The following is a 24,384-nucleotide window of genomic DNA, read 5'->3' on the forward strand; positions in this document are numbered from 1 at the left end:
TTTGCAAAAGGGCGGGAAGGGGGGTCAGGCGGCCTGCACGGCGGGGTGGCGCCGCTCGTACAATGCCGCGAAGTAGACATCCTCCAAATCGCCCGGCACCGGCTCGAACCCGTCGCCCGGATGGGCATCGGCCAGCACATGCAGGACACTGCGCCCGCCCACCAGGCGGGTGGCGATGACTTGGTGTGCCTGGCGGTGGGCCTCCACCTCCGTCTTGGCGACCACCTTGCGCCAGACGCGGCCGCGCATCCCCTCGATCAGGGCGGCGGGGTCGCCCTGGGCCACGATCTGCCCGCCCTCGATGATGGCCATGCGCGGGCACAGGTCGGCCACGTCGTCGACGATGTGGGTGGACAGGATGACCACCACATTCTCCCCGATTTCCGACAACAGGCCGTGGAAGCGGTTGCGCTCCTCCGGGTCCAGGCCGGCGGTGGGCTCATCCACGATGATCAGGCGCGGGTCGCCCAGCAGGGCCTGGGCGATGCCGAAGCGTTGCCGCATGCCGCCGGAAAAGCCGGACAGGGCCTTCTTGCGCACATCATAAAGGTTGGTCTGCTGCAGCAGGGCGGTGACCTGCTCCCGCCGTTCCCCCTTGTCCGCCAGGCCCTTCAGCACGGCCAGGTGGTCCAGCATGTCCTCCGCCGAGACGCGGGGATAGACGCCGAATTCCTGGGGCAGATAGCCCAGGGCCTGGCGCAGGCGCTGGGGGTTTGCCAGCACGTCGACACCGTCGAAGGTGACGCGGCCGCTCGTCGGCTGCTGCAGGGTGGCGACGATGCGCATCAGCGTGGATTTGCCGGCGCCATTGGGGCCCAGCAGGCCGAACATCCCCCGGGGAATGTCCAGGGTCAGGCCGCGCAGAGCCTGCACGCCGTTGGCATAGGTGTGCGTCAGACCGTCGATCTGCAGCATGGTTTCAGTATCCCCCGCGTTCGTTCCCATAGGTTGGGCATCCCTGTGAATCAGGGTGTTAGCGTTCATGGTATTGCAGGGGCGACGCAAATCAACGCCATTATGGGTCGATGGCGGGGGGCCAATTTCAGCCGATGCTTGTGCCTCGCCCCGGCTCAGGCCCCCGTCGCGAGGTCGCCGACCAGTGCGGGCGCGGGCGTCGGCGACGCCGTGGCCTTCCGCCGTGTCCGCTTGCGCCGGGGCTTGGCCGGGGGTGCCTCGGGCGGCGACATCTCAGGCGGCGCCACCGCCTCCAGCGCCGCGAGGGGCGGCGGGTCGTCCGCAGTATGGGCGGGCGTCTCCGCCACCGGCGTCGGCGTGGCCGTTTCTTCGGCCGTGGCCGTCCCCAGCGTCTCCGCCTTGGGCTGGTGGGCCTGCATCCACGTGTAAATGACGGCCATCAACACAAAGGCGGTGGCCAGCAGGCCGCCGGCCAGCATGTGCACGGTGTCGCCCCGGCGCAGCAGACTAAGGCCGAACAGGATACCGGCGGCGCACTGCGCGGGCACCAGCAGGCGGGCACCCAAGCGGCGCCACGGATACGTGCGGACGCGGGCCAAAACGGTGCGGGCGGCGATCCGCAGGCTGCCGCCTGCCATGCGAGCTCCGGCGCGCGGACGGTGCGCCAGCCAATACCGGGCCGACGCGATCGCCGGCCGCAGTCGGGCGTGGAACCGGCGCAGCAGCGCGAGGCCGGCCGTGCCCCAGGGTCGACCCAGGCGCAGGATGGCGCGCCCGGACCGGCCGGTTCCCGCCCTGCCGGCCGCGCTGACCCGCCAAATCAGTCGCCCCGCCCCGTCCAGGCCCTTGGCCATCCTTTCCAGCACACCCCAGGCCCCGGCGGCGAGATGGGCGGCCAGGCGCGACGGGGCGCCCTGGCCCCTGCGGGGCGGTGGACCCAAGCGGGCCGGGGTGGCGGCTTGCCGCTCCAGCACCCGCAGGGTATGCGCCAGGCGCCAGGTCAGGCGGTTCGCCTGATGGTCCAGGGCATAGCCCGCGCGGACGGCCAGGGCGATCCACGCGCGGCGCAGGTGGGCCCGCGCCCCGGCGCCATGCGGGTGCTTCATGTGGCGCGCGGCGTTGTCCAGCATGCGGTCGCGCCAGTGGCGCAGGGTGCCGGCGGCGGCCTGCGGGCCGGTCAGGGTCAGGAACAGGGACAGGCGATGTCCCCAGGCGCGGATGCGTCCGACCACGGCGGCGTCCGCCCGGTGCCGGAGGGTGCCCAGCCACATCAGCGCCAGGGTCCAGGCGATGGTTCCGCGCCGGCCCAGGCTGGCGCGGACACGGTAAACGGAACGGGCCACGGGGCCGGCCGGCGGCGGTGCCGAAACCGACGCCCCAGTTACGGGCGCCCCGGTTATGGCCGCCCCGGTTGTGGCCGTATCGACCGTCCGCGCGGTCGCCGTCCCCTGATCGCTGCCGTCCCCCGACATGGCGCCCCTGCCTATCCATGGGATGGCGCCGCCCCCGGTGACCACCCACCGGCACAGTCTGGCACGTTCGTGGCAGCCCGCAAGGTGGCGCACCTATACCGTTCGGACGGGCGGCGCCGCCGCGCGCGCCGCCCCGTGAGTCCTATGGACAGGCGGTGATCAGAACGCCAGGCCGAAGGCCAGGCGCAGGCCCTCATGCAGTTGCACGCCATAGCCGCCCAGCACCGCCAGCCGCTCGATCACCACCAGGATCAGGGCGGAGAACAGCACCAGCCGCAGGGTGGCGCGCAGGCGCCGCTCCGGCTTCACCTTGGTCCACACCCGCAGCAGGGCGGCCAGGAAGCCGATACCCAGCAGGACCGCCGACACCCGCAACCCCACGACGACGCCCAGCGTGCCGAACAGGGCGACCAGGGCCGCCATGCCCACCAACACCAGGCGCAGGATCATGCCCCGGCCCCCGTTCACGTGAAGAGGCATCAGCGGACGACCTTCACCAGGGCGTGGTTCTTCTTGCCGGACGACAGCTTGATGATGTCGCCGTCGGTGATGTCGGCGGCGGTGATCTTGGCCTGCTCATCGGCGATGCGGATGTCGTTGACCTTGGCGCCACCGCCCTTGATCAGGCGCCGGGCCTCGCCATTGCTGCCCGCCAGGCCGGACCGCAGCAGCAGGGCGTAGGCGGGGATGCCTTCCTCCAGTTCCGCCAGGCCGACATCGATGCTGGGCAGGCCTTCGGACATCGCCCCCTGCTCGAACGTCTGGCGGGCGGTCTCGGCGGCGGCGGCGCCCGCCTCCTCACCGCGCATCAGGGCGGTGACGGCGTTGGCCAGGATCTTCTTGGCCTCGTTGATCTCGGCCCCCTGCAGGGCCTCCAACCGCGCGATCTCATCCAGCGGCAGCTCGGTGAACAGCCGCAGGAAGCGGCCCACGTCCGCGTCCTCGGTGTTGCGCCAGTACTGCCAGAAGTCCCAGTCGCTCAAGCGCTCGGGATTCAGCCAGACGGCGCCGTTGGCGGTCTTGCCCATCTTGGCGCCGGACGCGGTGGTCAGCAGCGGGGCGGTCAGGCCGAACAGGGCCGCCTGCGACACGCGCCGGCCCAGTTCCACGCCGTTGACGATGTTGCCCCACTGGTCCGACCCGCCGCACTGCAGCTGGCAGCCATAGCGGCGGTTCAGCTCCACGAAGTCGTAGGCCTGCAGGATCATGTAGTTGAATTCCAGGAAGGTCAGCGGCTGTTCCCGGTCCAGCCGCGTCTTCACGGAATCGAAGGTCAGCATGCGGTTGATGGTGAAGTGGCGGCCCACGTCGCGCAGGAAGGGGATGTAGGCCAGCTCATCCAGCCAGTCGGCGTTGTTGGCCAGGATGGCGCCGTTGGGGCCGTCGTTGAAATCCAGCAGCCGGTCCATGGGCTTGCGGATGCCCAGGATGTTCTGGGCGATGGCGTCGTTGGTCAGCAGCTGGCGGGATTCGTCCTTGCCCGACGGGTCGCCGATCTTGGTGGTGCCGCCGCCCATCAGGGCGATGGGCCGGTTCCCCGTCCGCTGCAGCCAGCGCAGGATCATGATCTGCACCAGGCTGCCCACATGCAGGCTGTCCGCCGTCGCGTCGAAGCCGATATAGCCCGTGACCGGTCCCGCCAGGAAGGCGGCGTCCAGCGCCTCCATATCGGTGCACTGGTGGAAGAACCCGCGCTCCGTCATGACGCGCAGGAACTCGGACTTGGGGGCGTGGGTGGACGCGCTGCTCATGGATGAACTCTGCCAGCTGGAAACGTCTGTCGAAAAGGAAGACGTCTGTTACCACATCCCCCATTCCTATAAAACGCCGGCCCGCAAAACCAGCGGGCTTCTTCGTCGGAAAATGGCGGGGCGATATCAAGCCGCGCGGCTGCCTTCCAGCCGGCGCAGCGCCTGCGTGTCGCGCCGGGGCGGGGCGCCGAACATGCGGGCGTATTCGCGGCTGAACTGCGACGGGCTTTCATACCCAACTTGGAAGGCCGCGTCCTCGACGTTGGCCGCACCCGAAACCATCAGGCGCCGCGCCTCCAGCAGGCGCAGCCGCTTCTGGTACTGCAGCGGCGTCATCGAGGTCAGGGCCTTGAAATGCCGATGGAAGGCCGAGGGGCTCAACTGGGCGACGGCCGCCAGCTCGTCCACCCGGATGGCGTCGGTGAAGCGCGCCCGCAGCATGTGGATGGCGTTGATGACCCGCTGGGTATGGTTCTGGGCCAGGGTCATGCGCGCCACCTCCGCGCCATGCGGGCCGCTCAGCAGCCAATAGCAGATCTCCCGCATGATGGCGGGATACAGCACCGGGATGGCCTGGGGGCGGTCCAGCAGCCGCACGGCGCGCAACGCGCAGTCGGCCAGCGGCCCGTCGAAGTCGGTGACGAAGACGCCGGGCCTAGTGGCGTCGCTGACGGGCAATGGGGTGTCCAGCCCCTCCCACACCTCGCGCAGGATGCCCAAGTCCAGCTGGATGATGATGCCCAGATAGGGCTTGTCGGGGCTGGCCTCGCTGACCTGGCCGGAGGCCGGCATCTCCACGTTGACCATCAGGGCCTGTCCGGCGCGGTAGTGATAACGCCGGTCGCCGAAGGCCGTCCATTTGGCGCCCTGGACCACCAGGCACAGGGCCGGCTTGTGGATGATGTGCGACGGCGGCTTCTGCTGGTTGGTGCGCATGACGATGAAGCCGTCGATGGCGGTGGGATAGGGGCTGGTGCCGCTTTGCGCGTCCGTGTAGCGGGTCACCGCCTCAACCAGGGCGTCCAACATGTCCCATACTCTCGCTAAAGGGCCGTTGCCCAAGGAAGTGGGAAGCCGAGCAGGATCAGGCAAGAACGAGCAGGGTTCCGGCATTCAAGCGAAACGGGCCGGCGCCTATCTTCCAGGTCAACACCCAGTCTCAAGGAGATGAGCGATGACTTCGGAAAATCCAGTGATGTCAAAGGGCAAGGTGGCGATCGTGACGGGCGGCAGCCGCGGCCTGGGTCGCAGCACCGTCCTGGCCCTGGCCCGCGACGGCATGGACGTGATCTTCACCTACCACGCCAACGGGGCGGAGGCCGACAAGGTGGCGGCGGCGGTCCAAGGGCTGGGCGCTAAGGCGGCGGCCCTGCGGCTGGACACCGGTGCCGCCGCCACCTTCGGCGGCTTCGCGGAGCAGGTCCGGGCCGTGCTGGCGGATTGGGGCGTGGAGCGCTTCGACTTCTTGGTGAACAACGCCGGCACCTCGCACCACAACGCCATCGCCACGACGACGGAGGCGGAGCTGGACGCCCTCTACAACGTGCATTTCAAGGGCGTGTTCCTCCTGACCCAGGCCTTGCTTCCCCTCATGAACGACGGCGGCCGCATCGTGAACGTGTCCACCGGACTGACCCGCGTCAGCATTCCCGGCAGCGCCGCCTACGCCGCCATGAAGGGGGCGGTCGAGGTGTTGACGCGCTACCTGGCCAAGGAATTGGGCGAGCGCCGCATCGCCGCCAACACGGTCGCCCCCGGCGCCGTCATGACCGATTTCAGCGGCGGCATCGTCCGCGACAATCCCGAGGTCAACAAGCGGGTGTCGGACATGACCGCCCTGGGCCGCCCCGGCGTGCCCGAGGACATCGGCCCCATGATCGCCGGCCTGCTGACCGAGGCCAACCGCTGGGTCAACGGCCAGCGCATCGAGGTGTCTGGCGGCATGGTGCTGTAATGCCAGCGGCATGAGATTTCGACTCATGCCGCTGTAGGACGCGACTGCGTCCGCCGGAGCGTTTTGGGGAGCGTGAGCGGACTGAAACGCGAGGAAGCCCAGGCCACGGATGTGGCCGCCCGGCGACTGAGGGATGGCATTTGAACGGTCATGGTCAAATGCCGTTGGCGCAAGGCCCCAGGCCTCAGTCGCCGGCCAGGGGCACGCGCGCCTCTTCGGCGATGGCCTGGTTCAGGCGGTCGATCAGGGCGCTGGCGGTCGACTGGGTGCACATGACGCGGCCGGGCTGGCTGGGGCCGGCGTCGGGCGCGGGGATGGTCCGGAGGTCCGCCGGGGAAATGTGCCGTTCCGCCAGCATGCGGTCCAGCGCCAGGCGGTTGATAAGGGCGAAGTCGATGCGGCCCTTGGCCACCATGGCCACCAGGGTGCTCTGGCCGCCGCGCACCCGCTCGCGGTTGGGGGCGTCGGGCGCGGGTGCCGCCCCTGGCCGGTCAGGGGTTCCGGCCTGTCCCCCCGGCTGGCCACCTGCCTGGCCCCCTGCCTGGACGTAGCGTTCGTCCGCCCAGGACCCGTCGGAAAAGCCGAAGACCAGGTCCGGGCGGGCCAGCAAGTCCGCCGGCGTCGGGTTGGCGCCGATGCGCGGGTCGCTGGCCCGGACCACCAGCACCCAGTCCGGCGCCGGCCCCAAGGGATCGGTGAATTTGAAACGACGGGCCCGGTCGGGCGTCAACGCCCAGTTCAGGGTGCACAGCGGCTGGCGGCCGGCGTCCAGGTCGGTCAACAGGCGCCGCCGCGTCCACGGCTCCTGCCACACCAGGGTCAGGCCGGCGCGGGCGGCCACGCGGGTCATGGTGTCGACCAGGGGGCCATAGGGCTGCTGCGTCTCGCGGTTCCAGTTCAACACGGGCGGCTGCTCCGCGAAAACCATCACCAGCGTCGGGTTGGGGGGCGGCGCGTCATCGATGACCGCCCACGCCGCCGGCGCATAACCCAGCGCGGCGCCGCATGATAGAAGGACCACGGCCCGGAAAACCGCCGTCAGGGCGCGTTGTCCGGGCCGGGTACGTATGCGGGAAAAGTCCGGGCCGTCCTTACTCGGCGGCAAGCGTCTTGCCCAGGTTGCTGTCCAGGTAGGTGCCCACCACCTCATTCAACGCGTCGGAGCGATCGTTGAAGAAATGGTTGGCGCCCTCGACCTTCTTGAAGTCGATCTTGATGTCCCGCTGGTTGGACAGCTTGTTGACCAGCTTGGTCACCGCCGCGTCCGGCACCAGCTCGTCCTTGTCGCCGTGGACGATCAGGCCGGAGGAGGGGCAGGGCGCCAGGAAGCTGAAGTCGAACATGTTGGCGGGCGGGGCCACCGACACGAAGCCGTCGATCTCCGGCCGCCGCATCAGCAGCTGCATGCCGATCCAGGCGCCGAAGGAGAAGCCGCCGATCCAGCAGGCCGTGGCGTTGGGGTTGTAGGTCTGCAGCCAGTCCAGCGCCGACGCGGCGTCCGACAGTTCCCCCTCACCCCGGTCATAGGTGCCCTGGCTGCGGCCGACCCCCCGGAAGTTGAAGCGCAGGCAGGAGAAGCCGCGCTGCGCGAAGGCGTGGAACAGGGTGTAGACCACCTTGTTGTTCATGGTCCCGCCATACTGCGGGTGCGGATGCAGCAGCAGGGCGATGGGGGCGTTGGTCGACTTGCCGTGGAGGTAGCGCCCCTCGATCCGGCCGGCCGGTCCATTGATGATGACTTCAGGCATCGTGCTCCGTTTCCGCTGCTGTATGGGGCTTGGTACCCGTACCGTTGGAACCCGCATGGGGGGAAAACAGCTGCGTCAAGGCCCGTGGCGCTGGCATCGCTTGACCCCGCCTGCACGCGATCTTATATCGCAAGGCTGGGCCTCCTGGAGCCATGTGCGGACGCATCGGACAATCTGACCCCCCGTTTCTCGGGACGGCCAGGCTGCGATGATGGCAGACGACCATTCCGGGCGCGATTTATACCACAGCGAGCGCATCGGTGTTCAAGCGTCTTCAAGAAGAGATCGAGGGTATTAAAGCCCGCGACCCGGCGGCGCGCTCCACCTTGGAGGTGCTGCTGTGCTATCCGGGCCTACATGCTGTGCTTTTGTACCGTCTGGCCAACCATTGCTGGCGTAACGGCTGGCCGACGCTGGGCCAATTCATTTCTCACTTGGCCCGCATGGGCACCGGCATCGAAATCCACCCCGGCGCCACCATAGGCGAGGGATTCTTCATCGACCATGGCATGGGCGTGGTGATCGGGGAAACGGCGGAGATCGGCCGCAACGTCCACCTCTATCACGCGGTCACCTTGGGCGGCACCTCGCTCAGCAAGGGCAAGCGCCATCCCACCGTGGGCGACAACGTCATCATCGGCGCGGGCGCCAAGATCCTGGGCGCCGTCACCATCGGGTCGGGGGCGCGCATCGGCGCCAACGCCGTCGTGGTGGCCGACGTGGCGGCGGGCGCCACCATGGTGGGCATTCCCGCCCGCGCCGTCACGGCCAAGGCCAAGACGGAAAAGGACCAGTTCCTGGCCTACGGCACGCCCTGCAACAACCTGCCCGACCCCGTCGCCCGCGCCCTGCAGGCGCTGACCGACCAGGTCAGCACCCTCAGCCGCCGCATCGAGGAGCTGGAGCAGGCGGCCCCCCTCGTCCCCCTGGTCGCCCCCGATATGCTCGCCCCGCAGATGATCCGGGCCGGTGTCGGGGATGAGGACTGCGGCCAGCCCGGCCGCCCCCCTGCTGAGCGGCCCGCCCTTCCAACCGGTTCATCCTGATGCCGTCGATCTATCTCGACCATAACGGCACCTGCCCGCCCCGGCCCGAGGCTGTCGCGGCCATGGTGGCGGTACTGTCCCTGCCGGGCAACCCGTCCTCCGTCCATGCGCAGGGGCGTGAGGCGCGGCGGCGGGTGGAGGTGGCGCGCCGCCAGGTGGCAGCATTGCTGAACCTGCCGTCCGCCACCCTGATCTTCACCGGCAGCGGGACGGAAGCCAACGCCCTGGCGCTGGCCAGCGCCGGACACCGCCCCGTCATCACCGGCGCCTTCGAGCACGCCAGCGTGCTGGAGGCCACCCTCGGCGCCACCCGCTGTCCGGTCACTCCGGATGGCGTGGTCGACCTGGGCGCGCTGGACACGATGCTGGCTGGCGCCGGGCGCCCGGCCTTCCTGTCGCTCATGGCCGTGAACAACGAGACCGGCGTCATCCAGCCGGTGGCCGAGGTGGCGGCCTTGGCGCGGCGCCACGGCGCCCTGTTCCACTGCGACGCCAGCCAGGCGGTGGGCCGCCTGGCCTGGGATTGGGCCGTCCTCGCCCCCGATTACCTGACCGTTTCCGCCCACAAGATCGGCGGGCCCCAGGGGGTGGGCGCCCTGGCCGTGCGCGACGGCGCCCCCTTGGCCCCCCTGCTGCGCGGCGGCGGGCAGGAGCGGCGGCGCCGGGCGGGGACGGAGAACGTGGCCGGCATCGTCGGCTTCGGCGCGGCGGCGGCGGCCTGCGACACGGCCGCCTTCAACCGCCTGGCGCCGTTGCGCGATGGGTTGGAGGCGCGCCTGCGGGCGGCGGCGCCGGAGCTGGTGGTCGCCGGCGCGGGGGTGGAACGCGTGGCCAACACCAGTTGCCTGGTGACCCCCGGCTGGCGGGGGGAGACGCAGGTGATGGCGCTGGACCTGGCGGGCTTCGCCGTCAGCAGCGGCTCCGCCTGCTCCAGCGGCAAGGTCGCGGCCTCCCACGTGCTGGCGGCGATGGGGATGGGGCCGGATCTGGCCGGTTGCGCCATCCGTGTCAGCCTGGGCTGGTCGACCACCGAGGATGAGGTGCGGCGTTTCGCCGAAGCCTGGATGGCCCTGCATGGCCGCCGCGCGCCGCCGCCGGCGGCGCAGCAGCCGCACCTATCGCCACAGGATAGGCAGTCTGTCATTTCCCAGACGGCGCGGCAGCAGTAGGGTTGCGCCCCGGCTGGTTTGAGACGGCCGGGCTAAGGTATGACTCCCCGGGGGCGGGGTGAAGCAGGGGTAGGCGGGCGCATGGCCGAGGGTAGTGGTGGGAACAAAGCCCCGCAGAATGGGGCCGGGCAGGGTGTCTCCGGCGTGGTGCCGGGCGGCATGGGCGATTGCTGGGCCTGCGGCAAGCCGGTCTCCGGCCGGGCGCTGTTCTGCCACAACTGCGGCTCGATCCAGCCGCCGGCCGACCTGGACGCCTTCGCGCGCCTGAACCTGGAGCGCCGCTTCGATGTGGAGCGCGCGGTGCTGGACCGCCAGCGCGCCGGCTTCACCCGCATCCTGGACCCCGACCGGCTGAAGTCGCGCGGCCCCCAGGAACGCGCCTTGGCCGACCGGCACCGCCAGGCGGTGGAACAGGCCTACGCCACCTTGCGCGACCCCGCGGCCCGTGCCCGCTATCTTTTGGACCTGGTGCGGCCGGACGGGGACCTGCCGGGCACGCCGGGCAAGGGGCCGGAGGATGCCGACATGGCCGACCTGGCGGCCCAGGTGGCGGAGCTGCACGCCGCCAACCCGGTGGATGAGGATCAGCTGGAGCAGGCGACCCTGGGCGTCATCGGCGCCATCGCCGGCACCCTCGTCGACCTGTCCGCCGCCTTCCACAATGACAACCTGGCCGCCGTGCCGGCGTTGGCCGAGCGCCTGGCCCTGTGCCAGCAGCTGGGGGAGGCGCTGGGCGCCGTCACCCCGCCCGACGCCGACTGATCAAAGGCCGTTTATCCGCGTCCTTGATCATCCCCCGCCCTCCGGCGCTATGGTTGGGGATGGGCGGCGCCTGGGCCGCCCGGCAGCCACCGGGTGCGGGGCATGGACAAGACTTACACCGGCGTTCCCTCCTTTGACGGCGCCGCCCGACGGCCGGGCCCCGCCGGGCCGCTCGATCACCTGCGACGCCTGATCGCGCCGGAACGGGGCGACCGGGAGGATGTGCAACTGGCCGTGGCCTTGTGCTTCGTCGCGGGCATGACCAATGCCGGCGGCTTCCTGGCGGTGGGCCAGTACACCTCGCATATGTCGGGGGTGGTGTCGGGTCTGGCCGACAACCTGGTGCTGGGCGCCACGGACACGGTTTTGATGGGGCTGCGCGCCCTGGGCGCCTTCCTGGCCGGCGCCGCCTGTTCCGCCATCCTGATCAATTGGGGCCGCCGCCGGGCCAACACCAGCCAATACGCCCTGCCCCTGTCGCTGGAGGCGGCCCTGCTGTTGTTGTTCGGCGCGTTGGGCGTCCTACGCCCGGCCCTTCCTTATTTCCTGGACGTGGCCGTGCCCCTGCTGTGCTTCATCATGGGGCTGCAGAACGCCATCATCACCAAGATATCCCGTGCCCGCATCCGCACCACCCACCTGACGGGGATGGTGACGGATATCGGGATCGAGCTGGGCAAGATGCTCTATTGGAACCGGCGGGCGCCGGACGCCGTCAGGGCCGTCGGGCAGGACGCCACCCGCGTCCAGGCCGATCTGCCCAAGCTGCGCCTGCTGGCCAGCCTGGTCGGGTCGTTCTTCGTCGGCGGGGTCCTGGGCGCCCTGGGCTTCAAGGTCATCGGCTTTTCCGTCACGGTGCCGCTGGCCCTGCTGCTGTTGCTGCTGGCCGTCGTGCCGCTGATCGACGACCTGCGGCGCGCCCCCGCCCGGCGTTGAGGCTCAGGGCGCGCCAACCCCCGGCATCACCCGCACTTCCAGCGCCGACGGGTAGTCGGGGCTGCGATAGACCCGCTCGCGCGCGGCCTTGAAGTCCTCCGGCTTGGCGTTGGGGATGTCGACGAAGGTTTGCGGGTTGCGGTCCGTCAGGGGGAACCAGCTGCTTTGGATCTGCACCATGATGCGGTGGCCGCGGCGGAAGGTGTGGTTGACGTCGGCCAGGGCGTAGCGGATGGGCGTCACCTGGTCCGGCACCATGGGTTCCGGCTTTTCGAAGCTGTTGCGGAACTTGCCCCGCAGCGGGTCGCCGCGCACCAGCTGCTGGTAGCCGCCCAGGTCCACCGACGGCGGCGGCACGTCGGCCTTGGGGTCGCTGGAGCCGTCCGCCCCGCCGGCCTGGCCGGGCGGCAGGTCCTGCGGATAGACGTCGATCAGCTTCACCACCCAGTCGCTGTCGGTGCCGGAGGTGGAGACGAACAGCTTCGGCGACACCGGCCCGACGATGGTGACGTCGTTCTCCAGCGGCGCGGTCTGGTAGACCAGCACATCGGGCCGGGTGGTGGCGAAGCGCTGGTCGGCCACCATGTACTCCTTGGGCACGTCGGTGGTGACATAACCGACGTAGGGCACCGGGTGGGCCGGGTCGCTGACGTATTCGTCGAACTTGGCGCCATTCTTGGCCGCGGCCGGCGCCGTCCAGGCCAGGCCGCCGCCGGGCTGCAGGTACAGCGTGCGGGTCTGCGCCTGCTTGGGCGGCCACGACGCGTACTGACGCCAAACGTTGGTGCCCGTCTCGAACACCGTGGCCTTGGCCAGCTTGGCATCGGGCGCGCCCTTCAGATGCTGTTCGAAGAAGGGGAAGAGGATATTCTTGCGGTAGTAGTCGCCGGTGTCCGACGCGAAGTCCACCGCCCCCAGCTTGCGGCCGTAGGACCGGGCCCAGCCGCCGTGCACCCAGGGGCCGATCACCAGGTTGTTGGGCGTGCCGGGGTTCTGCGCCTCGATGGCGTTGTAGGTGGTGAAGGGGCCGTGCAGGTCCTCCGCGTCGAACCAGCCGCCCACGGTCAGCACGGCGGCCTTGATGTTCTTCAGGTGCGGGGCGATGGCGCGCGGCTTCCAGTACTCGTCGTAGGTGGGGTGGTCGACCATTTCGCGCCAGTTGATCCCGTCCTCCTTGCTGAACAGGTCGCTGATCTGCGCCAGGCTGCCCTTCTTCAGGTAGAAGTCATAGCCGTCGGTGGTGCCGAAATCATAATCCGACCAGCCGCGCGGCTCGGTCGTCGGGTTCTTCTGCGGCTTGAACGCGGCATAGAAGCTGAAGTTGGCCGCCAGCATGTAGGCGCCGCCATGATAGGCGTCGTCGCCCATGTACAGGTCGGTCACCGGCGCCTGGGGGGAGGCGGCCTTGATGGCCGGGTGGCTGTCGATGATGCTGGCCGAGGTGAAAAAGCCCGGGTAGCTGATACCCCAGATGCCGACCTTGCCATTGTTGCCCGGCACGTTCTTCAGCAGCCAGTCCACGCTGTCGTGCATGTCGCTGCTGTCGTCGGTGTCCGTCTTGGACTTCTTCACGTCGATGTGCGGGCGCATTTCCACCCAGTTGGCGCCGGACATGAAACGGCCGCGCACATCCTGGAAGACGAAGATGTAGCCGGACTTGTCGAAGTCCGGCGACGGGCCCAGCTGCTTGGGGTAGGCCTCGCTGCCGTACCACAGCTCCTTGCCCACCCGGGCGCCGACACCATAGGGCGTGCGCACCATCAGGAAGGGATAGGTCTTGGACTGGTCCTTGGGCACGTAGACGACGGTGAACAGCTCCACGCCGTCGCGCATGGGAACGCGGTATTCGTACTTGGTGTAGTGCTCCGGCACGCTGTAGGGCTTGTCCTGCCCCTGTTGCGCCCCCTGGGCCGCCCCCTGGGCCAGCGCCACCGGCGCCGCCATCGATCCCGTCAGCGTCAACGCCAAGCCCAACGCCACCACGGCGCGCCGCGCGCCCTTGCCCACCGCGCCCTTGCCCATCGTCATGCCATTCCCCGTCCAGCCAAGTCCCGTTGCGGGAGGTCCGGCGCCTGGCGCCCGAACCGTTTGGCCGTCAAGCTAAGCCATTACGGATCTTGGCGGAAGCGGTGATTGGGACGGGGTCAGGAACAGCCGTCGGCCGTTTCGATTCCATGACGCGCACCGCCGCAGGGCGCCCTCCTTTAGCGGCCGGCATGCGCGACGCCATCTTTACAAGCGCCCCGCCGCCCTCTACCAAAGCAGGCTGATCCGCAGGGCGTCCGTAGCGCCCCAGGGTTACATCCCGATTGTTGGCCAACCCCTAGTTAGAGCGATGCAGTGCCATGCCCAAGATGACGTTCGTTGAGACCGATGGAACCCGCCGCGAGGTGGACGCCCCGCTGGGCCTGTCGATCCTGGAGGTCGCCCGTCGGCACAACATCGATCTGGAAGGCGCCTGCGAGGGCTCGCTGGCTTGCTCCACCTGCCACGTCGTGGTGGCCCCGGAATGGTATGACCTGCTTCCCGACGCCAAGGAAGATGAGGAGGACATGCTGGACTTGGCGTTCGGCCTGACCAAGACCTCGCGCCTGGGCTGCCAAATCCGCATCTCCGAAGAGCTGGACGGCTTGGTCGTGCAGCTGCCGGGCGCCAAGTAAGCCGGCGCCCGCGCCGCTTGTCCCATTGATTTTCCAAACGCACAGGCCGGCCTTGCGGGAATGACCCCCAGGCCGCGCTTGCGCTTTGGCGCGTCTTGGCCCATATGCGGGCCCATGAATTCCCTAGGCTTCGATAAGGCGCCGGCCGACACCCGCGTGGTGGTCGCCATGTCCGGCGGGGTGGACAGCTCGGTCACCGCGGCCCTCCTGAAAGAGGAGGGGTACGACGTGGTGGGCGTCACCCTGCAGCTGTACGACCACGGCATGGCCGTGGGGCGCAAGGGGGCCTGCTGCGCCGGCCAGGACATCTACGACGCGTCACGCGTGGCCGAGACCATCGGCATCCCCCACTACGTCCTGGACTACGAATCCCGTTTCTCCGACGCGGTGATGCAGGATTTCGCCGACAGCTACCTACGCGGCGAGACGCCCATCCCCTGCGTGCGCTGCAATCAGCGGGTCAAGTTCCGCGATTTGTTGGACCAGGCACGGGATCTGGGGGCGGAGGCGCTGGCCACCGGGCACTACGTGCGCCGGGTGCAGGGCGCCAACGGGGCGGAACTGCACCGTGCGGCCGACCCGTCCAAGGATCAGAGCTACTTCCTGTTCGCCACCACCCAGGCGCAGCTGGATTTCCTGCGCTTTCCCCTGGGCGGCATGCCCAAGACGGAAACCCGGGCGCTGGCCGACCGCTACAACCTGCCGGTGGCGGATAAACCCGACAGCCAGGACATCTGTTTCGTCCCCAACGGCTCCTACGCCGCCGTGGTGAACCGCCTGCGCCCCGGCGCCGTCACGCCGGGCGACATCGTCCATGTCGACGGCCGCGTGCTGGGCCGGCATGAGGGCGTCATCAACTATACCGTGGGCCAGCGCAAGGGCCTGGGCCTGGGCGGCAACGCCACCCTGGCGGCGGAACCGGGCGGCGACACCGACCCGCTGTACGTCGTGCACGTGGATGCCGCCAGCGCCCAGGTGGTGGTGGGACCGCGCGCGGCCCTGGCCCGGACCCGCGTGACCGTGCGCGAGGTCAACTGGCTGGGCGGCGCCGCCCCGGCCGAGGGCATCCCGGTGGCGGTCAAGCTCCGCTCCGCCCAGCCGGCCTTGACGGCGCGCTTGTTCCTGGATTCCCAAGGTGGGGATTCCCAGGATGGCGCCCCGGGCGGTGCCATCGTGGAACTGGACCAGCCCCAGTTCGGCGTCGCCCCCGGCCAGGCCGCCGTTTTCTACCAGGACGACCGCGTGCTGGGCGGTGGCTGGATCGTGGGTGCGGCCTAGCCCTTTCCCTTTATGGTAGTCTGGCCGCCCTTCCTTCTGGACCGGAGTTCCCATGGAAACCGGCCGTCCCAGCCGTACCGCCCTGGCGGTCGCCGCGTTGCGGGCGGCGCACCAGCTGGTGGATGCGCCCGCCCTCTTCGCCGACCCCGTGGCCCTGCCTATCCTGGGGCCGGACGCCGAGGCACGCATCCGGAATGACGAGGCGCGGCTGCGCGCGCCGCCTGCCCGTTTCCTGCGTGCGTCTCTGGTGGCGCGCAGCCGTTTCGCCGAGGATGGGCTGGCGGTGGCCGTGGCCGCTGGCGTGGACCAGTACGTGGTGCTGGGCGCCGGCCTCGATACCTTCGCCTATCGCAATCCCTATCCCGACTTGCGGGTGTTCGAGGTCGATCACCCGGCGACCCAGGCGTGGAAGCGTTCAACGCTGAAGGCGGCGGGCATCGTGCCGCCCGCCGACGTGGCCTATGCCGCCATCGATTTCGAGCGCGACACCCTGGCGGACGGCTTGACCCGCGCGGGGTTCGACTGGGGCCGGCGGGCTTTCGTCGCCTGGCTGGGGGTCACCATGTATCTGACACGGGACGCCATCCTGGATACGCTGCGTCGTGTGGCGACCCTGCCCGCCGGCAGCGCGATCGTTTTCGATTACAGCCTGCCGCCCGACCGCCTGACCGAGGTCCACCGGGCCACCTTCCAGGCCATGGCCGACCGCGCGGCGGCGGAGGGCGAGCCGTGGCGGAGCTTCTTCACCCCCGACGCGCTGGCGGCCGACCTGCGCCGCCTGGGCTACGGCGCGGTGGAGGACGTGGGCCCGGCGGAGCTGAACCCCCGCTACTTCGCGGGCCGCGCCGATGGCCTGGTCCTGGGCGGGGTCAGCCGCCTGGTGCATGCGGCCGTTACCGAGCCGTCACCAACATCCCATGGATTGTAACGCCGGCATTCCATACACTCCCCGGTAAGCAGGTGGCATGGGGGTGGACGATGCGGGGATGGATGGTTCGCCTGGCCCTGATGGGCTGGGCATGCATGGCATGTGAGGCGGCGGTGGCGGCCCCCTCGGCCGGAACGGCGGTGCCGGGCTGGCCGGTGTTGGAACACCACGTCACCGATACCCTGGGCCGCGACATCACCTACTACCTGTCCATACCCCAGGGGCCGCCCCGTCCATTGGCCATCATCGTCCAAGGGTCCGGCTGCGCCGCGCTGTTCCACGACACGGACGGGCGCAAGAGCACCCGCTTCTTCGCCCTGGGCGCCGCCCTCAAGGACGGCCGTTTCACCGTGCTGGCGGTGGACAAGCCCCATGCCGGCCTGGCCGAGGGGGCGAAGGGTGCGGGGGCGAAGGGCGCGGGGGCGGAAGGCTGCGACGCCCGGTTCAACCAGGACTTCACCGCGGAGCGCTGGCTGACCGCCCTGCAGGCGGCGCTGGCCGACGCGCGGGCACAGTCGGGGGTGGACGCGGCCCGCACCCTGGCCTTCGGCCATTCCGAGGGGGCGGTCATGGCGGCCCTGCTGGCGGGGCGCGACCCCACCATCACCGACGTCGCGGCCTTCGGCGCCGGCGGGCCCACCCCGCTGTTCGACATCATCGCCTTCGCCTACCTGGGCGGCGGCTGGGCCCATGTCGGGCGCGACGGGCTGGATGGCTTGGCGGACCAGGTGCGGGCCATCAACGCCGACCCCGACAACGCCACCACCTTCGTCTGGGGCCATCCCTACCGGCGGTGGAGTTCCTTCCTGCGCGTCTCGGCCACGGAGGAATTGCGGCGGTCCAAGGCGCGCGTCTACCTGGCCGGTGGGACGGAGGACCAGGCCACGCCCCTGCTGTCACTGGAGCTGACGGCGGCCACCCTGTTGGCCGATGGGCGCGACATTACCCTGCGGCGCATCCCTGGCGCCGACCACAGCCTGGCGGTCACGCCTGGCAGCACGGCGGAGACGGGGGCGGAATACGCCCGCGCCTTCGCCTGGTTCTGGAAGACGGACCCGCTTAGGCCGGAGGGCAAGGGCCCCTAGCCGGACGGTGCACGCATAAGGGGGGTATCGCCAGCGGTTTTGCCCGCGCGTAGTCTGGCGGTTCCACATTCGGCATGCGGAACAAGGGCTTGCCGGTATTCCTGGGGAGGATAGAGGATGCTGCGTACCGTCGCGATCACGTGCCTGGCGGCCCTGGCCCTGATGGGGTGTTCCATGCCCACGCCCGTGTCCAACGTCTCGGCGGAGGATCTGGCCGGCACGGGATGGGAACTGCAGCACTGGCAGCAGCGCAACGGCGGCGCCTATCCCCTCATGCCCGGCGGCAACGGCGGGCCGATCAGCATTCGCTTCAGCCGCGATGGGGCGGCCAACATCCTGTCGGGCAGCGCGGGCTGCAACCGCTATCGCGGCGGCTACACCCTGGGCGGAGGGTACCTGCAGGTGCTGCCGGCCGCCACCACCCGCATGGCCTGCCTGTCGCCGGAACGCGCCAAGTTGGAGCAGGACTACCTGAACGTTCTGACCAACGCCACCACCCTGACCCGCGACCGTGATCCCGGCCGCGACCTGGACACGCTGACCCTGGCCAGCAGCGAGGGCGACGAACTGCTGTTCGTGCGTGTCCTGGGTGGGGAGGCGCCGGAGCCCGGCTCGGTGGGTAACACCGTGGGCGGCGTGCCGGCGCAATAGCCGCCTCGGGCATTTGACCCCGAAACAACAAACCCCTGGGGTCCGTGCAGGTCACCCCAGGGGTTCGTGTAAGCGGCCGGTGCGGGTTAGACACCACCGAATTGGTAGCAGCGGAGGGATTTGAACCCCCGACCAAGGGATTATGATTCCCCTGCTCTACCACTGAGCTACGCTGCCATAGACCGCCGCCGGACGGGCCGGCGTTGGTGAGGGCCGTCATGTAGGACACCTGACCGGGCGCTGTCAAGGCCCTCGCCCAAGCCACGGCGCATTTTTCGGCATGGGTCCGATGCGCCGCCCAACCGGGCCCTTGTCGGGCCCCCGATCCTCACCGCGCCGGTCGATCGGGGCGGTGAGGAACAGGTGGCGGGGAAGAATACCACCGGTACAGTCACGGCCGCATCCTATCCGCCTGGACGCCGCCAGACCCCGCATGCTGTCCCTGATCACGGCCCCCTTCCGCGTGCTGTTCCGCCTGGTGGGGTTCCTCATCCTCATGGCGGTCGTGCTGGTGGTGGTGTTCCCTTACGCCGTGGATCTGCCCGGCTGGGCTCAGACGGTCATGGCGCGCGTGAGCGACGACCCCGCCAGCGGCGTGGTGGTGCGGGCGGAGCCGGAGGTGCAGCGCGGCGTCATCGCCCGCCTGGTGCTGCATGACCTCAGCCTGGCCAATCCGCTGACGCCGGACCGGCCCTCGATCACCGCCGCCCGCGCGGTGGTGGAGGTGGACCCGCTGGCCTCCCTCGCCAGCGGCCGGCTGGTCCTGCGCACCCGCGTGCTGGACCCGGTGATCTATGCCGACCGTCCCATCAATCTGCGCGGCCTGCTGGCGGGCGTGGACCGCACCCTCGGTGGCGCCGGCGTGGCCAACACCGTCAGCCTGGTGGGCGGCAGCGTCAGGCTGTCAGGCAAGGGGGCGGACGCCGGCATCGACCTGGGTGCCGTGACGATGGAGGCGGCGCCGCGTGCCGATCACGTCGGCGCCCCTTACGCCGGCATCGGGCGGGGGCCTTCCTGATCGGCTTCTTCTGCCGCTGGACGATGGCGAATGTCCGCCAGACGGCACATGAGCCCCAGCATCAGTAGACCAGGTATGCCCATGGCCGCACAAATGGTGAAATACAGTGGCCAGGAGTCCAGGCGGTCGGCCAATATCCCGCTGCTTCCTGCCAGCATGTCCAGGGGCAGGGTGGCCAGGCTGGACAGCAGAGCATATTGTGTGGCCGTGAAGCCTGCGTCGCACAGGCGGGAAAGAAAGCTTGTGAAGGCTGCCGAACTCATGCCGCCGGCGAAGAATTCCAGTCCGACCACCACAGCTAGCAAAATGATGTTATGCGGCTGGGTAGCCAGCACAACATACATCAGATTGGTGCCAACCATAAGACAGCCGCACAGCAGCAGCGACCGCATGTGACCCAGCCGACTTGCTAGCTGCCCGCCGCAGATGGCGCCACCGATGGCGCAGGCTAGACCTAAGAGCTTTGAGACTGTGGCGATCTCCAGCTTGGAATAGCCGTCAGATAGATAAAAGTTGGTGGCCATGACGTTCACAAACACGTCACCGATCTTATAGACCGCGACGAATACCACGATAGCCAGCCAGCCGCGCCGGGTGGCGAAGCGGGTGAAAGGCGCTATTACCGCGTCGCGGACCCAAGCCTTAAAGTCATGATGCTGCATAATCGGTGGGTGGGTGGGTTCCGCAGCGATCAGCACCGTCACCATGCCTACAGCGACCAGCGCTGCCATGATCGCATACACAGTGGGCCAGGACACCACTGTTGCTAGATACAGGGCGCCAGCCCCGGCCACGATCATGCCCAGGCGATAGCCGATCATATAGGCGCTGGTTCCGGGCCCCATGAGCGTGTCGGGCAGCAATTCTACACGCATCGCATCCAGCACGATGTCCTGGCTAGCGGAAGCGAAGGCGGTAGCGATCGTGGCCACAGCCAGCCAGTAAAGATTCGTGGCGGGGTCGCTGGACGCCATGGCCAGCAAGGCCAGCATCAGGGCCGCCTGGGTCACCAGGGCCCAGCCGCGTCGTTGACCCAAGCACTGCGTTAGCCACGGTAGGGGCAGCCGGTCGATCAATGGCGCCCACAGCGGTTTGAATATGAATGGGCTACGCACCATGGCGAACAGGCCGATGGCGGTGCGGCTGACGTGCACCTCGGTCAGCCAGGCCGACAGGGTGGAGAACAGCAGGAAATAAGGCAGCCCGCTGGCGAAGCCCAGGAACAGCACCGTCAGCACCCGGCGGTCCAGCCAGAGGGTCCATCCGGCGGCGGGTGCGGCGGATGGCGGAATCGACGGTGCGGTCATGGAGGCGGCGCTATCCCATAATGACATGTTGAAAGGGGGCATCATCGCCTGCGCGGCACGCCCCCGTCCAGGCTTCACGCCATCACACCGGCAGCCCGGCCGCGAACAGCCCCGTCACCTGCCGCGCCAGGGCGTCGGGTGGAGGCGCGCCGGTCTGGCGATTAAGGCGGCCATCGACCATCAGGCAGGCCAGGCCGTGGACCAGGGCCCAGGCGGCCATTACCGCGGCCTCGCGCTTCTCCTCCGGCACCAGGCCGGCCACCCGGGCGGCCAGGATGGCGTAAGCGCTTCCGGCGGGGGGCGGCTTTGGCGGCAGGTCGCCGAGCGGCGCCCCGAACATGATGCGGAACAGGGCTGGGCGCTCCAGCGCGAACAATACATAGGCCACGCCTTGCTCCACCAGCGCCTGGCGTGGGTCCGCCGCCATGTCGGCCCGGGCCAGCCGGTCGCGCAGGTCGGCGTAGCCTTGCTCCGCCACCGCCGCCAGCAAATCGGCCTTGTCGGCGAAATGGCGGTAGGGCGCCATGGCCGACACCCCGGCCCCCCGCGCCGCCGCCCGCAGGGTCAGGGCCTCCACCCCGCTTTCCTCCAGCAGGGCCAGGGCCGTGCGCACCAGGGCGTCGCGCAGGTTGCCATGATGATAGCCCGCCTTCTCTGTTGACACTGTAAACATCCTCACTTTAAATGCTGGCATGTTTACGAAGTAAACTTCAAGGGGAGGCTGTCATGCAACAGCGCCGCGCTTCGGTCGACCTGTCCGCCTATCCGGACCTGGTGGTGATCTACCTGGGCTTTCATGTGAACAGCCTGCGCGGGCTGCTGGGCCTGGCCCGGCTGGGGCGTGGCCTGAACCGCGTCGCCCGGGATTTTCCCGATGGCTTGCTGGCACATGAGCAGCTGTTCTACGGCCTGCGCCATCTCGGCATGCGGCAGTATTGGCGGGACCTGGACAGCTTGGAGCGCTTCACCCGCAGCGAACCGCACAAGACCTGGTGGCGGGATTTCTTGGCCAAGGACGCCGGCGCGGGCTTCTGGCATGAGACCTACCGCCGCCAAGGCGGGATGGAGGCGGTGTACGTCAACATGCCCGATCCCATCGGCTTCGGCACCTTCGCCGCCGCCCGCACCCCCACCGGCCCGTTCATGAGCGCGCGCGACCGCCTGGCCGCCGGCTGAGCGCGTGCCGACTGGGGCCTTTATCCCCTGTCCGTTTTGCGGGACTATCGGCGGCCCCCTTCCGGGGGGCTTGGGATATCGCGTTGGACGGAGGGGCATATGGGGACGAACCGGCTACGGCTGTTGGCGGGCGTGACGTTGGGCTGGGCGCTGCTGGCCGGCGCGGCGCCGGCGGCCGAAAAGGCGCACCCGTGGGCGCTGGAGCTGCACGGCGGCGCTGGCACGGTCGACCCCGCCAGGCTGACGCCGGAGGCGGCGGCCGCCTACCAGGCGGGCATGACCGCGGCGCTGGAGGCCGGCACCGCCGTGCTGAAGTCCGGCGGCACGGCGCTGGACGCGGTGGAGGCGGCGCTGAAGGTGCTGGAGGATGACCCCCTGTTCAACGCCGGCCGGGGTGCGGTCTTCACTGCCGCCGGCCGCAATGAGATGGATGCCGCCATCATGGACGGCGCCACCCTGAAAGCGGGCTCCGTCGCCACCGTCACCCACACCCGCCACCCCATCAGCCTGGCCCGGGCCGTCATGGAAAAGACGCCACATGTCATGCTGGCGGGCGAGGGCGCGGACGCCTTTTCCAAGGAGGCGGGCCTGGAACAGGCCGACCCCGCCTGGTTCTTCACCGAGCGGCGCTGGCAGGCGCTGGTGAAGGAACTGACGGAGAAGGGCCTACCCGTGCCGCCGCGTCCGCAGGGCGCCCCGGCGGAACCGGACAAGCACACCCTGCTGGACCTCAGGAACTTCGAACCGGCGGACGCCCATCGCTTCGGCACCGTGGGCGCTGTCGCCGTGGACGCCAAGGGCAACGTGGCCGCCGCCACCTCCACCGGCGGCATGACGGCCAAGCGGCCGGGCCGCATCGGCGACAGCCCCATCATCGGCGCCGGAACCTATGCCTCCAACCAGTCCTGCGCCGTGTCGGCCACCGGGTCGGGCGAGTATTTCATCCGCTTGACCGTTGCGCGCGAGATCTGCGCGCTGGTGCAGTACCAGCATATGAAGCTGCAGGCGGCGGTGGATGAGGTCATCCAGCACCGGTTGACGGCCCTGGGCGGCGACGGCGGCGTCATCGCCGCCGCCCCCGACGGCACGCTGGCTTGGGGCTTCAACACCACCGGCATGTACCGCATCCGGGTGAAGCAGGGCGGCACGGCCGAATTCGGCATCTTCAAGGACGAGGGCGCCGCCAAGGCCCACCCCCAGAATGAACCCTGAGCCGATGAACCTTGAGCCGATGCGCCGGCTGCTCGCGGCCTGTGTGGCCGCTGTCCTGTCCCTGCTGCCGCTGGCCGCGCGGGCGGACGATGCCCTGCTGCTGATCCGCCCGGCCCAGGTCTGGACGGCGGAGGAGGCGGCACCCCACGCCGGCTGGGCCGTGCTGGTGCAGGGCGACCATATCCAGGCCGTGGGGCCGGAGGCGTCGCTGGGCGCGCCGGCCGGCGTCACGGTGCTGGACTTGCCGGGCGCCACGCTGCTGCCCGGCCTGATCGACCTGCATTCCCACCTCTTCCTGCACCCCTATAACGAGGCGCCGTGGGACGACCAGGTGCTGCGCGAAAGCCTGTCCTACCGCACCCTGCGGGCGGGGCGGCAGGCCACCGCCACCCTGATGGCGGGCTTCACCACCCTGCGTGATTTGGGCACGGAGGGGGCGGGCTATGCCGACGTCGGCCTGAAGAAAGCCATCGAGGATGGGCTCGTCCCCGGTCCGCGCCTGTTTGTCGCCACCCGGGCCATCGTCGCCAGCGGCGCCTACGGCCCCTCCGTTGCCAAGTTCCGTGAGGACATGGACCTGCCCCAAGGCGCGGAGGAGGCGAGCGGTGAGGCGGCGGTGGCCGCCGCCGCCCGCGGCCAGGCGGCGCGCGGCGCGGATTGGATCAAGTTCTACGCCGACTACCGCACCGGGCCGGACGGTGGCACCCGTCCCACCTTCAGCCAGGCGGAGATGGCGGCCCTGATCGCCGCCGCCCACGACACCGGCCGCCCGGTGGCCGCGCACGCGGCGTCGGATGAGGGCATGCGCCGGGCCGTGCTGGCCGGCGTGGACACCATCGAGCATGGCTATGGCGGCACCGACGCCACCTTCAAGGAAATGGCCAGGCGGGGCGTCGCCTACCTGCCCACCCTGACGGCGCCGGAGGCCACCAGCCGCTATTTCAAGGGCTACATCCCCGGCCAGTCCCCTCCGACGCCGGCCATGCAGGCGGCGGAGGCCGCCTTCCGCCGTGCCTTGAAGGCGGGGGTCACCATCGGCTGCGGCAGCGACGTGGGCGTCTTCGCCCATGGCGAGAACGCGCGCGAGCTGGCGTGGATGGTGCGCTACGGCATGACCCCGGCCCAGGCCCTGACGGCGGCCACGGCCACCAATGCCCGCATCCTGGGCCAGGCCGACCACCTGGGCCGCATCCACGCCGGCCTGCTGGCCGACCTGGTGGCGGTGAACGGCGACCCCACCCAGGACATCGACGCCGTGGGCCACGTCGTCTTCGTCATGAAGGGTGGTGTCGTGTATCGCAAGCCGTGAGGGGAAG

The 24,384-nt window shown here is 69.6% G+C and carries 23 protein-coding genes, 1 tRNA gene and 1 pseudogene; 14 read left to right on the forward strand and 11 right to left on the reverse strand.

Annotation, left to right across the window (positions count from 1 at the left end; genetic code table 11):
- Positions 1 to 24: 24 nt before the first annotated feature.
- The 5 genes from UAJ10_RS22320 to UAJ10_RS22340 form a co-directional block, all read right to left on the reverse strand.
- Entirely contained in the window at positions 25 to 915 is an 891-nt protein-coding gene (locus tag UAJ10_RS22320) for an ABC transporter ATP-binding protein (RefSeq protein WP_322917471.1), read from the reverse strand.
- 155 nt (positions 916 to 1,070) lie between these two features.
- Positions 1,071 to 2,258: a hypothetical protein gene (locus UAJ10_RS22325; RefSeq protein WP_322917472.1), complete on the reverse strand. Its 1,188-nt coding sequence runs from the start codon at positions 2,256 to 2,258 to the stop codon at positions 1,071 to 1,073.
- Between the two features lie 288 nt (positions 2,259 to 2,546).
- Positions 2,547 to 2,867 carry a hypothetical protein gene (locus UAJ10_RS22330; protein ID WP_322917473.1) on the reverse strand — a complete coding sequence of 107 codons (321 nt, stop codon included), beginning with the start codon at positions 2,865 to 2,867 and terminating at the stop codon, positions 2,547 to 2,549.
- Positions 2,867 to 4,138, reverse strand: a complete 1,272-nt coding sequence (tyrS, locus tag UAJ10_RS22335) for a tyrosine--tRNA ligase (RefSeq protein ID WP_322917474.1) — start codon at positions 4,136 to 4,138, stop codon at positions 2,867 to 2,869. The genes UAJ10_RS22330 and tyrS overlap by 1 nt, the downstream gene beginning before the upstream one ends.
- Positions 4,139 to 4,264: 126 nt before the next feature.
- The gene (locus UAJ10_RS22340; RefSeq protein ID WP_322917475.1) at positions 4,265 to 5,167 is read right to left on the reverse strand and encodes an AraC family transcriptional regulator; all 903 of its coding nucleotides are present in this window, start codon (positions 5,165 to 5,167) and stop codon (positions 4,265 to 4,267) included.
- A 166-nt stretch (positions 5,168 to 5,333) separates the two neighbouring features.
- On the opposite strand from UAJ10_RS22340, the gene UAJ10_RS22345 reads away from it, so the two are divergent.
- A complete protein-coding gene (locus UAJ10_RS22345) occupies positions 5,334 to 6,092 on the forward strand; it encodes an SDR family NAD(P)-dependent oxidoreductase (protein WP_416235398.1) in 759 nt (252 codons plus the stop codon).
- A gap of 184 nt (positions 6,093 to 6,276) precedes the next feature.
- Here UAJ10_RS22345 and UAJ10_RS22350 read toward each other — a convergent pair whose 3' ends face one another.
- Positions 6,277 to 7,113, reverse strand: a complete 837-nt coding sequence (locus tag UAJ10_RS22350; protein WP_322917477.1) for a substrate-binding periplasmic protein — start codon at positions 7,111 to 7,113, stop codon at positions 6,277 to 6,279.
- Between the two features lie 70 nt (positions 7,114 to 7,183).
- Positions 7,184 to 7,840, reverse strand: coding sequence for an alpha/beta hydrolase (locus UAJ10_RS22355; RefSeq protein WP_004271979.1), 657 nt, complete (start codon positions 7,838 to 7,840; stop codon positions 7,184 to 7,186).
- A 260-nt stretch (positions 7,841 to 8,100) separates the two neighbouring features.
- On the opposite strand from UAJ10_RS22355, the gene cysE reads away from it, so the two are divergent.
- The 4 genes and pseudogenes from cysE to UAJ10_RS22375 all read left to right on the forward strand — a co-directional run.
- Positions 8,101 to 8,886: a serine O-acetyltransferase gene (gene cysE, locus UAJ10_RS22360; RefSeq protein WP_322917478.1), complete on the forward strand. Its 786-nt coding sequence runs from the start codon at positions 8,101 to 8,103 to the stop codon at positions 8,884 to 8,886.
- Positions 8,886 to 10,055, forward strand: coding sequence for a cysteine desulfurase family protein (locus tag UAJ10_RS22365; RefSeq protein ID WP_322917479.1), 1,170 nt, complete (start codon positions 8,886 to 8,888; stop codon positions 10,053 to 10,055). The genes cysE and UAJ10_RS22365 overlap by 1 nt, the downstream gene beginning before the upstream one ends.
- Positions 10,056 to 10,136: 81 nt before the next feature.
- Positions 10,137 to 10,817, forward strand: a complete 681-nt coding sequence (locus UAJ10_RS22370) for a hypothetical protein (RefSeq protein WP_322917480.1) — start codon at positions 10,137 to 10,139, stop codon at positions 10,815 to 10,817.
- Positions 10,818 to 10,997: 180 nt separating this feature from the next.
- A pseudogene (locus UAJ10_RS22375) lies at positions 10,998 to 11,732 on the forward strand (YoaK family protein); the annotation flags it as partial.
- 24 nt (positions 11,733 to 11,756) lie between these two features.
- On the opposite strand, the gene UAJ10_RS22380 reads toward UAJ10_RS22375, so the two are convergent.
- Positions 11,757 to 13,781: a CocE/NonD family hydrolase gene (locus UAJ10_RS22380; RefSeq protein WP_322917481.1), complete on the reverse strand. Its 2,025-nt coding sequence runs from the start codon at positions 13,779 to 13,781 to the stop codon at positions 11,757 to 11,759.
- A 317-nt stretch (positions 13,782 to 14,098) separates the two neighbouring features.
- Between UAJ10_RS22380 and UAJ10_RS22385 the strand changes: the two genes are divergently transcribed.
- From UAJ10_RS22385 to UAJ10_RS22405, 5 genes are all read left to right on the forward strand, one after another.
- A complete protein-coding gene (locus UAJ10_RS22385) occupies positions 14,099 to 14,413 on the forward strand; it encodes a ferredoxin family 2Fe-2S iron-sulfur cluster binding protein (protein WP_040848268.1) in 315 nt (104 codons plus the stop codon).
- A gap of 114 nt (positions 14,414 to 14,527) precedes the next feature.
- Complete coding sequence (gene mnmA / locus UAJ10_RS22390; protein WP_322917482.1) at positions 14,528 to 15,691, forward strand: tRNA 2-thiouridine(34) synthase MnmA; 1,164 nt, start codon at positions 14,528 to 14,530, stop codon at positions 15,689 to 15,691.
- A 52-nt stretch (positions 15,692 to 15,743) separates the two neighbouring features.
- Complete coding sequence (locus UAJ10_RS22395) at positions 15,744 to 16,619, forward strand: class I SAM-dependent methyltransferase (protein ID WP_322917483.1); 876 nt, start codon at positions 15,744 to 15,746, stop codon at positions 16,617 to 16,619.
- A 50-nt stretch (positions 16,620 to 16,669) separates the two neighbouring features.
- A complete protein-coding gene (locus UAJ10_RS22400; RefSeq protein WP_322917484.1) occupies positions 16,670 to 17,704 on the forward strand; it encodes an alpha/beta hydrolase family protein in 1,035 nt (344 codons plus the stop codon).
- A gap of 117 nt (positions 17,705 to 17,821) precedes the next feature.
- Entirely contained in the window at positions 17,822 to 18,355 is a 534-nt protein-coding gene (locus UAJ10_RS22405) for an META domain-containing protein (RefSeq protein ID WP_322917485.1), read from the forward strand.
- Positions 18,356 to 18,457: 102 nt separating this feature from the next.
- Here UAJ10_RS22405 and UAJ10_RS22410 read toward each other — a convergent pair.
- A tRNA-Met gene (locus UAJ10_RS22410) sits at positions 18,458 to 18,532 on the reverse strand.
- Positions 18,533 to 18,788: 256 nt separating this feature from the next.
- On the opposite strand from UAJ10_RS22410, the gene UAJ10_RS22415 reads away from it, so the two are divergent.
- Entirely contained in the window at positions 18,789 to 19,373 is a 585-nt protein-coding gene (locus tag UAJ10_RS22415; protein ID WP_322917486.1) for a hypothetical protein, read from the forward strand.
- On the opposite strand, the gene UAJ10_RS22420 is transcribed toward UAJ10_RS22415, so the two are convergent.
- Complete coding sequence (locus UAJ10_RS22420) at positions 19,343 to 20,680, reverse strand: AmpG family muropeptide MFS transporter (protein WP_322917487.1); 1,338 nt, start codon at positions 20,678 to 20,680, stop codon at positions 19,343 to 19,345. The two genes, UAJ10_RS22415 and UAJ10_RS22420, sit on opposite strands and share 31 nt — an antisense overlap.
- An 82-nt stretch (positions 20,681 to 20,762) precedes the next feature.
- Positions 20,763 to 21,344 (reverse strand): TetR/AcrR family transcriptional regulator, encoded by a 582-nt coding sequence (locus UAJ10_RS22425; protein WP_322917488.1) that lies wholly within the window; start codon positions 21,342 to 21,344, stop codon positions 20,763 to 20,765.
- A gap of 62 nt (positions 21,345 to 21,406) precedes the next feature.
- Between UAJ10_RS22425 and UAJ10_RS22430 the strand changes: the two genes are divergently transcribed.
- The 3 genes from UAJ10_RS22430 to UAJ10_RS22440 all read left to right on the forward strand — a co-directional run bounded on the left by UAJ10_RS22430 (position 21,407) and on the right by UAJ10_RS22440 (position 24,377).
- On the forward strand, positions 21,407 to 21,856 hold the full coding sequence (locus UAJ10_RS22430; protein ID WP_322917489.1) for a phenylacetaldoxime dehydratase family protein: 450 nt from the start codon (positions 21,407 to 21,409) through the stop codon (positions 21,854 to 21,856).
- A 99-nt stretch (positions 21,857 to 21,955) separates the two neighbouring features.
- Positions 21,956 to 23,068, forward strand: coding sequence for an isoaspartyl peptidase/L-asparaginase family protein (locus UAJ10_RS22435; protein ID WP_322917490.1), 1,113 nt, complete (start codon positions 21,956 to 21,958; stop codon positions 23,066 to 23,068).
- Positions 23,069 to 23,072: 4 nt separating this feature from the next.
- On the forward strand, positions 23,073 to 24,377 hold the full coding sequence (locus tag UAJ10_RS22440) for a metal-dependent hydrolase family protein (protein WP_322917491.1): 1,305 nt from the start codon (positions 23,073 to 23,075) through the stop codon (positions 24,375 to 24,377).
- The last annotated feature ends 7 nt before the right edge of the window (positions 24,378 to 24,384 follow it).

Origin of the sequence: Nitrospirillum guaranorum, from assembly GCF_034653275.1 — a bacterium.
Taxonomy (GTDB): Bacteria; Pseudomonadota; Alphaproteobacteria; order Azospirillales; family Azospirillaceae; genus Nitrospirillum.

Excerpts from the sequence above, each read along its gene's own strand:
- UAJ10_RS22320 (WP_322917471.1), bottom strand. The coding sequence starts at position 915 with ATGCTGCAGATCGACGGTCTGACGCACACCTATGCCAACGGCGTGCAG.
- UAJ10_RS22330 (WP_322917473.1), bottom strand. The coding sequence starts at position 2,867 with ATGCCTCTTCACGTGAACGGGGGCCGGGGCATGATCCTGCGCCTGGTG.
- tyrS (WP_322917474.1), bottom strand. The coding sequence starts at position 4,138 with ATGAGCAGCGCGTCCACCCACGCCCCCAAGTCCGAGTTCCTGCGCGTC.
- UAJ10_RS22340 (WP_322917475.1), bottom strand. The coding sequence starts at position 5,167 with ATGTTGGACGCCCTGGTTGAGGCGGTGACCCGCTACACGGACGCGCAA.
- UAJ10_RS22345 (WP_416235398.1), top strand. The coding sequence starts at position 5,334 with ATGTCAAAGGGCAAGGTGGCGATCGTGACGGGCGGCAGCCGCGGCCTG.
- UAJ10_RS22355 (WP_004271979.1), bottom strand. The coding sequence starts at position 7,840 with ATGCCTGAAGTCATCATCAATGGACCGGCCGGCCGGATCGAGGGGCGC.
- UAJ10_RS22365 (WP_322917479.1), top strand. The coding sequence starts at position 8,886 with ATGCCGTCGATCTATCTCGACCATAACGGCACCTGCCCGCCCCGGCCC.
- UAJ10_RS22370 (WP_322917480.1), top strand. The coding sequence starts at position 10,137 with ATGGCCGAGGGTAGTGGTGGGAACAAAGCCCCGCAGAATGGGGCCGGG.
- UAJ10_RS22380 (WP_322917481.1), bottom strand. The coding sequence starts at position 13,781 with ATGACGATGGGCAAGGGCGCGGTGGGCAAGGGCGCGCGGCGCGCCGTG.
- UAJ10_RS22385 (WP_040848268.1), top strand. The coding sequence starts at position 14,099 with ATGCCCAAGATGACGTTCGTTGAGACCGATGGAACCCGCCGCGAGGTG.
- mnmA (WP_322917482.1), top strand. The coding sequence starts at position 14,528 with ATGAATTCCCTAGGCTTCGATAAGGCGCCGGCCGACACCCGCGTGGTG.
- UAJ10_RS22395 (WP_322917483.1), top strand. The coding sequence starts at position 15,744 with ATGGAAACCGGCCGTCCCAGCCGTACCGCCCTGGCGGTCGCCGCGTTG.
- UAJ10_RS22400 (WP_322917484.1), top strand. The coding sequence starts at position 16,670 with ATGCGGGGATGGATGGTTCGCCTGGCCCTGATGGGCTGGGCATGCATG.
- UAJ10_RS22405 (WP_322917485.1), top strand. The coding sequence starts at position 17,822 with ATGCTGCGTACCGTCGCGATCACGTGCCTGGCGGCCCTGGCCCTGATG.
- UAJ10_RS22415 (WP_322917486.1), top strand. The coding sequence starts at position 18,789 with ATGCTGTCCCTGATCACGGCCCCCTTCCGCGTGCTGTTCCGCCTGGTG.
- UAJ10_RS22420 (WP_322917487.1), bottom strand. The coding sequence starts at position 20,680 with ATGACCGCACCGTCGATTCCGCCATCCGCCGCACCCGCCGCCGGATGG.
- UAJ10_RS22430 (WP_322917489.1), top strand. The coding sequence starts at position 21,407 with ATGCAACAGCGCCGCGCTTCGGTCGACCTGTCCGCCTATCCGGACCTG.
- UAJ10_RS22435 (WP_322917490.1), top strand. The coding sequence starts at position 21,956 with ATGGGGACGAACCGGCTACGGCTGTTGGCGGGCGTGACGTTGGGCTGG.
- UAJ10_RS22440 (WP_322917491.1), top strand. The coding sequence starts at position 23,073 with ATGAACCTTGAGCCGATGCGCCGGCTGCTCGCGGCCTGTGTGGCCGCT.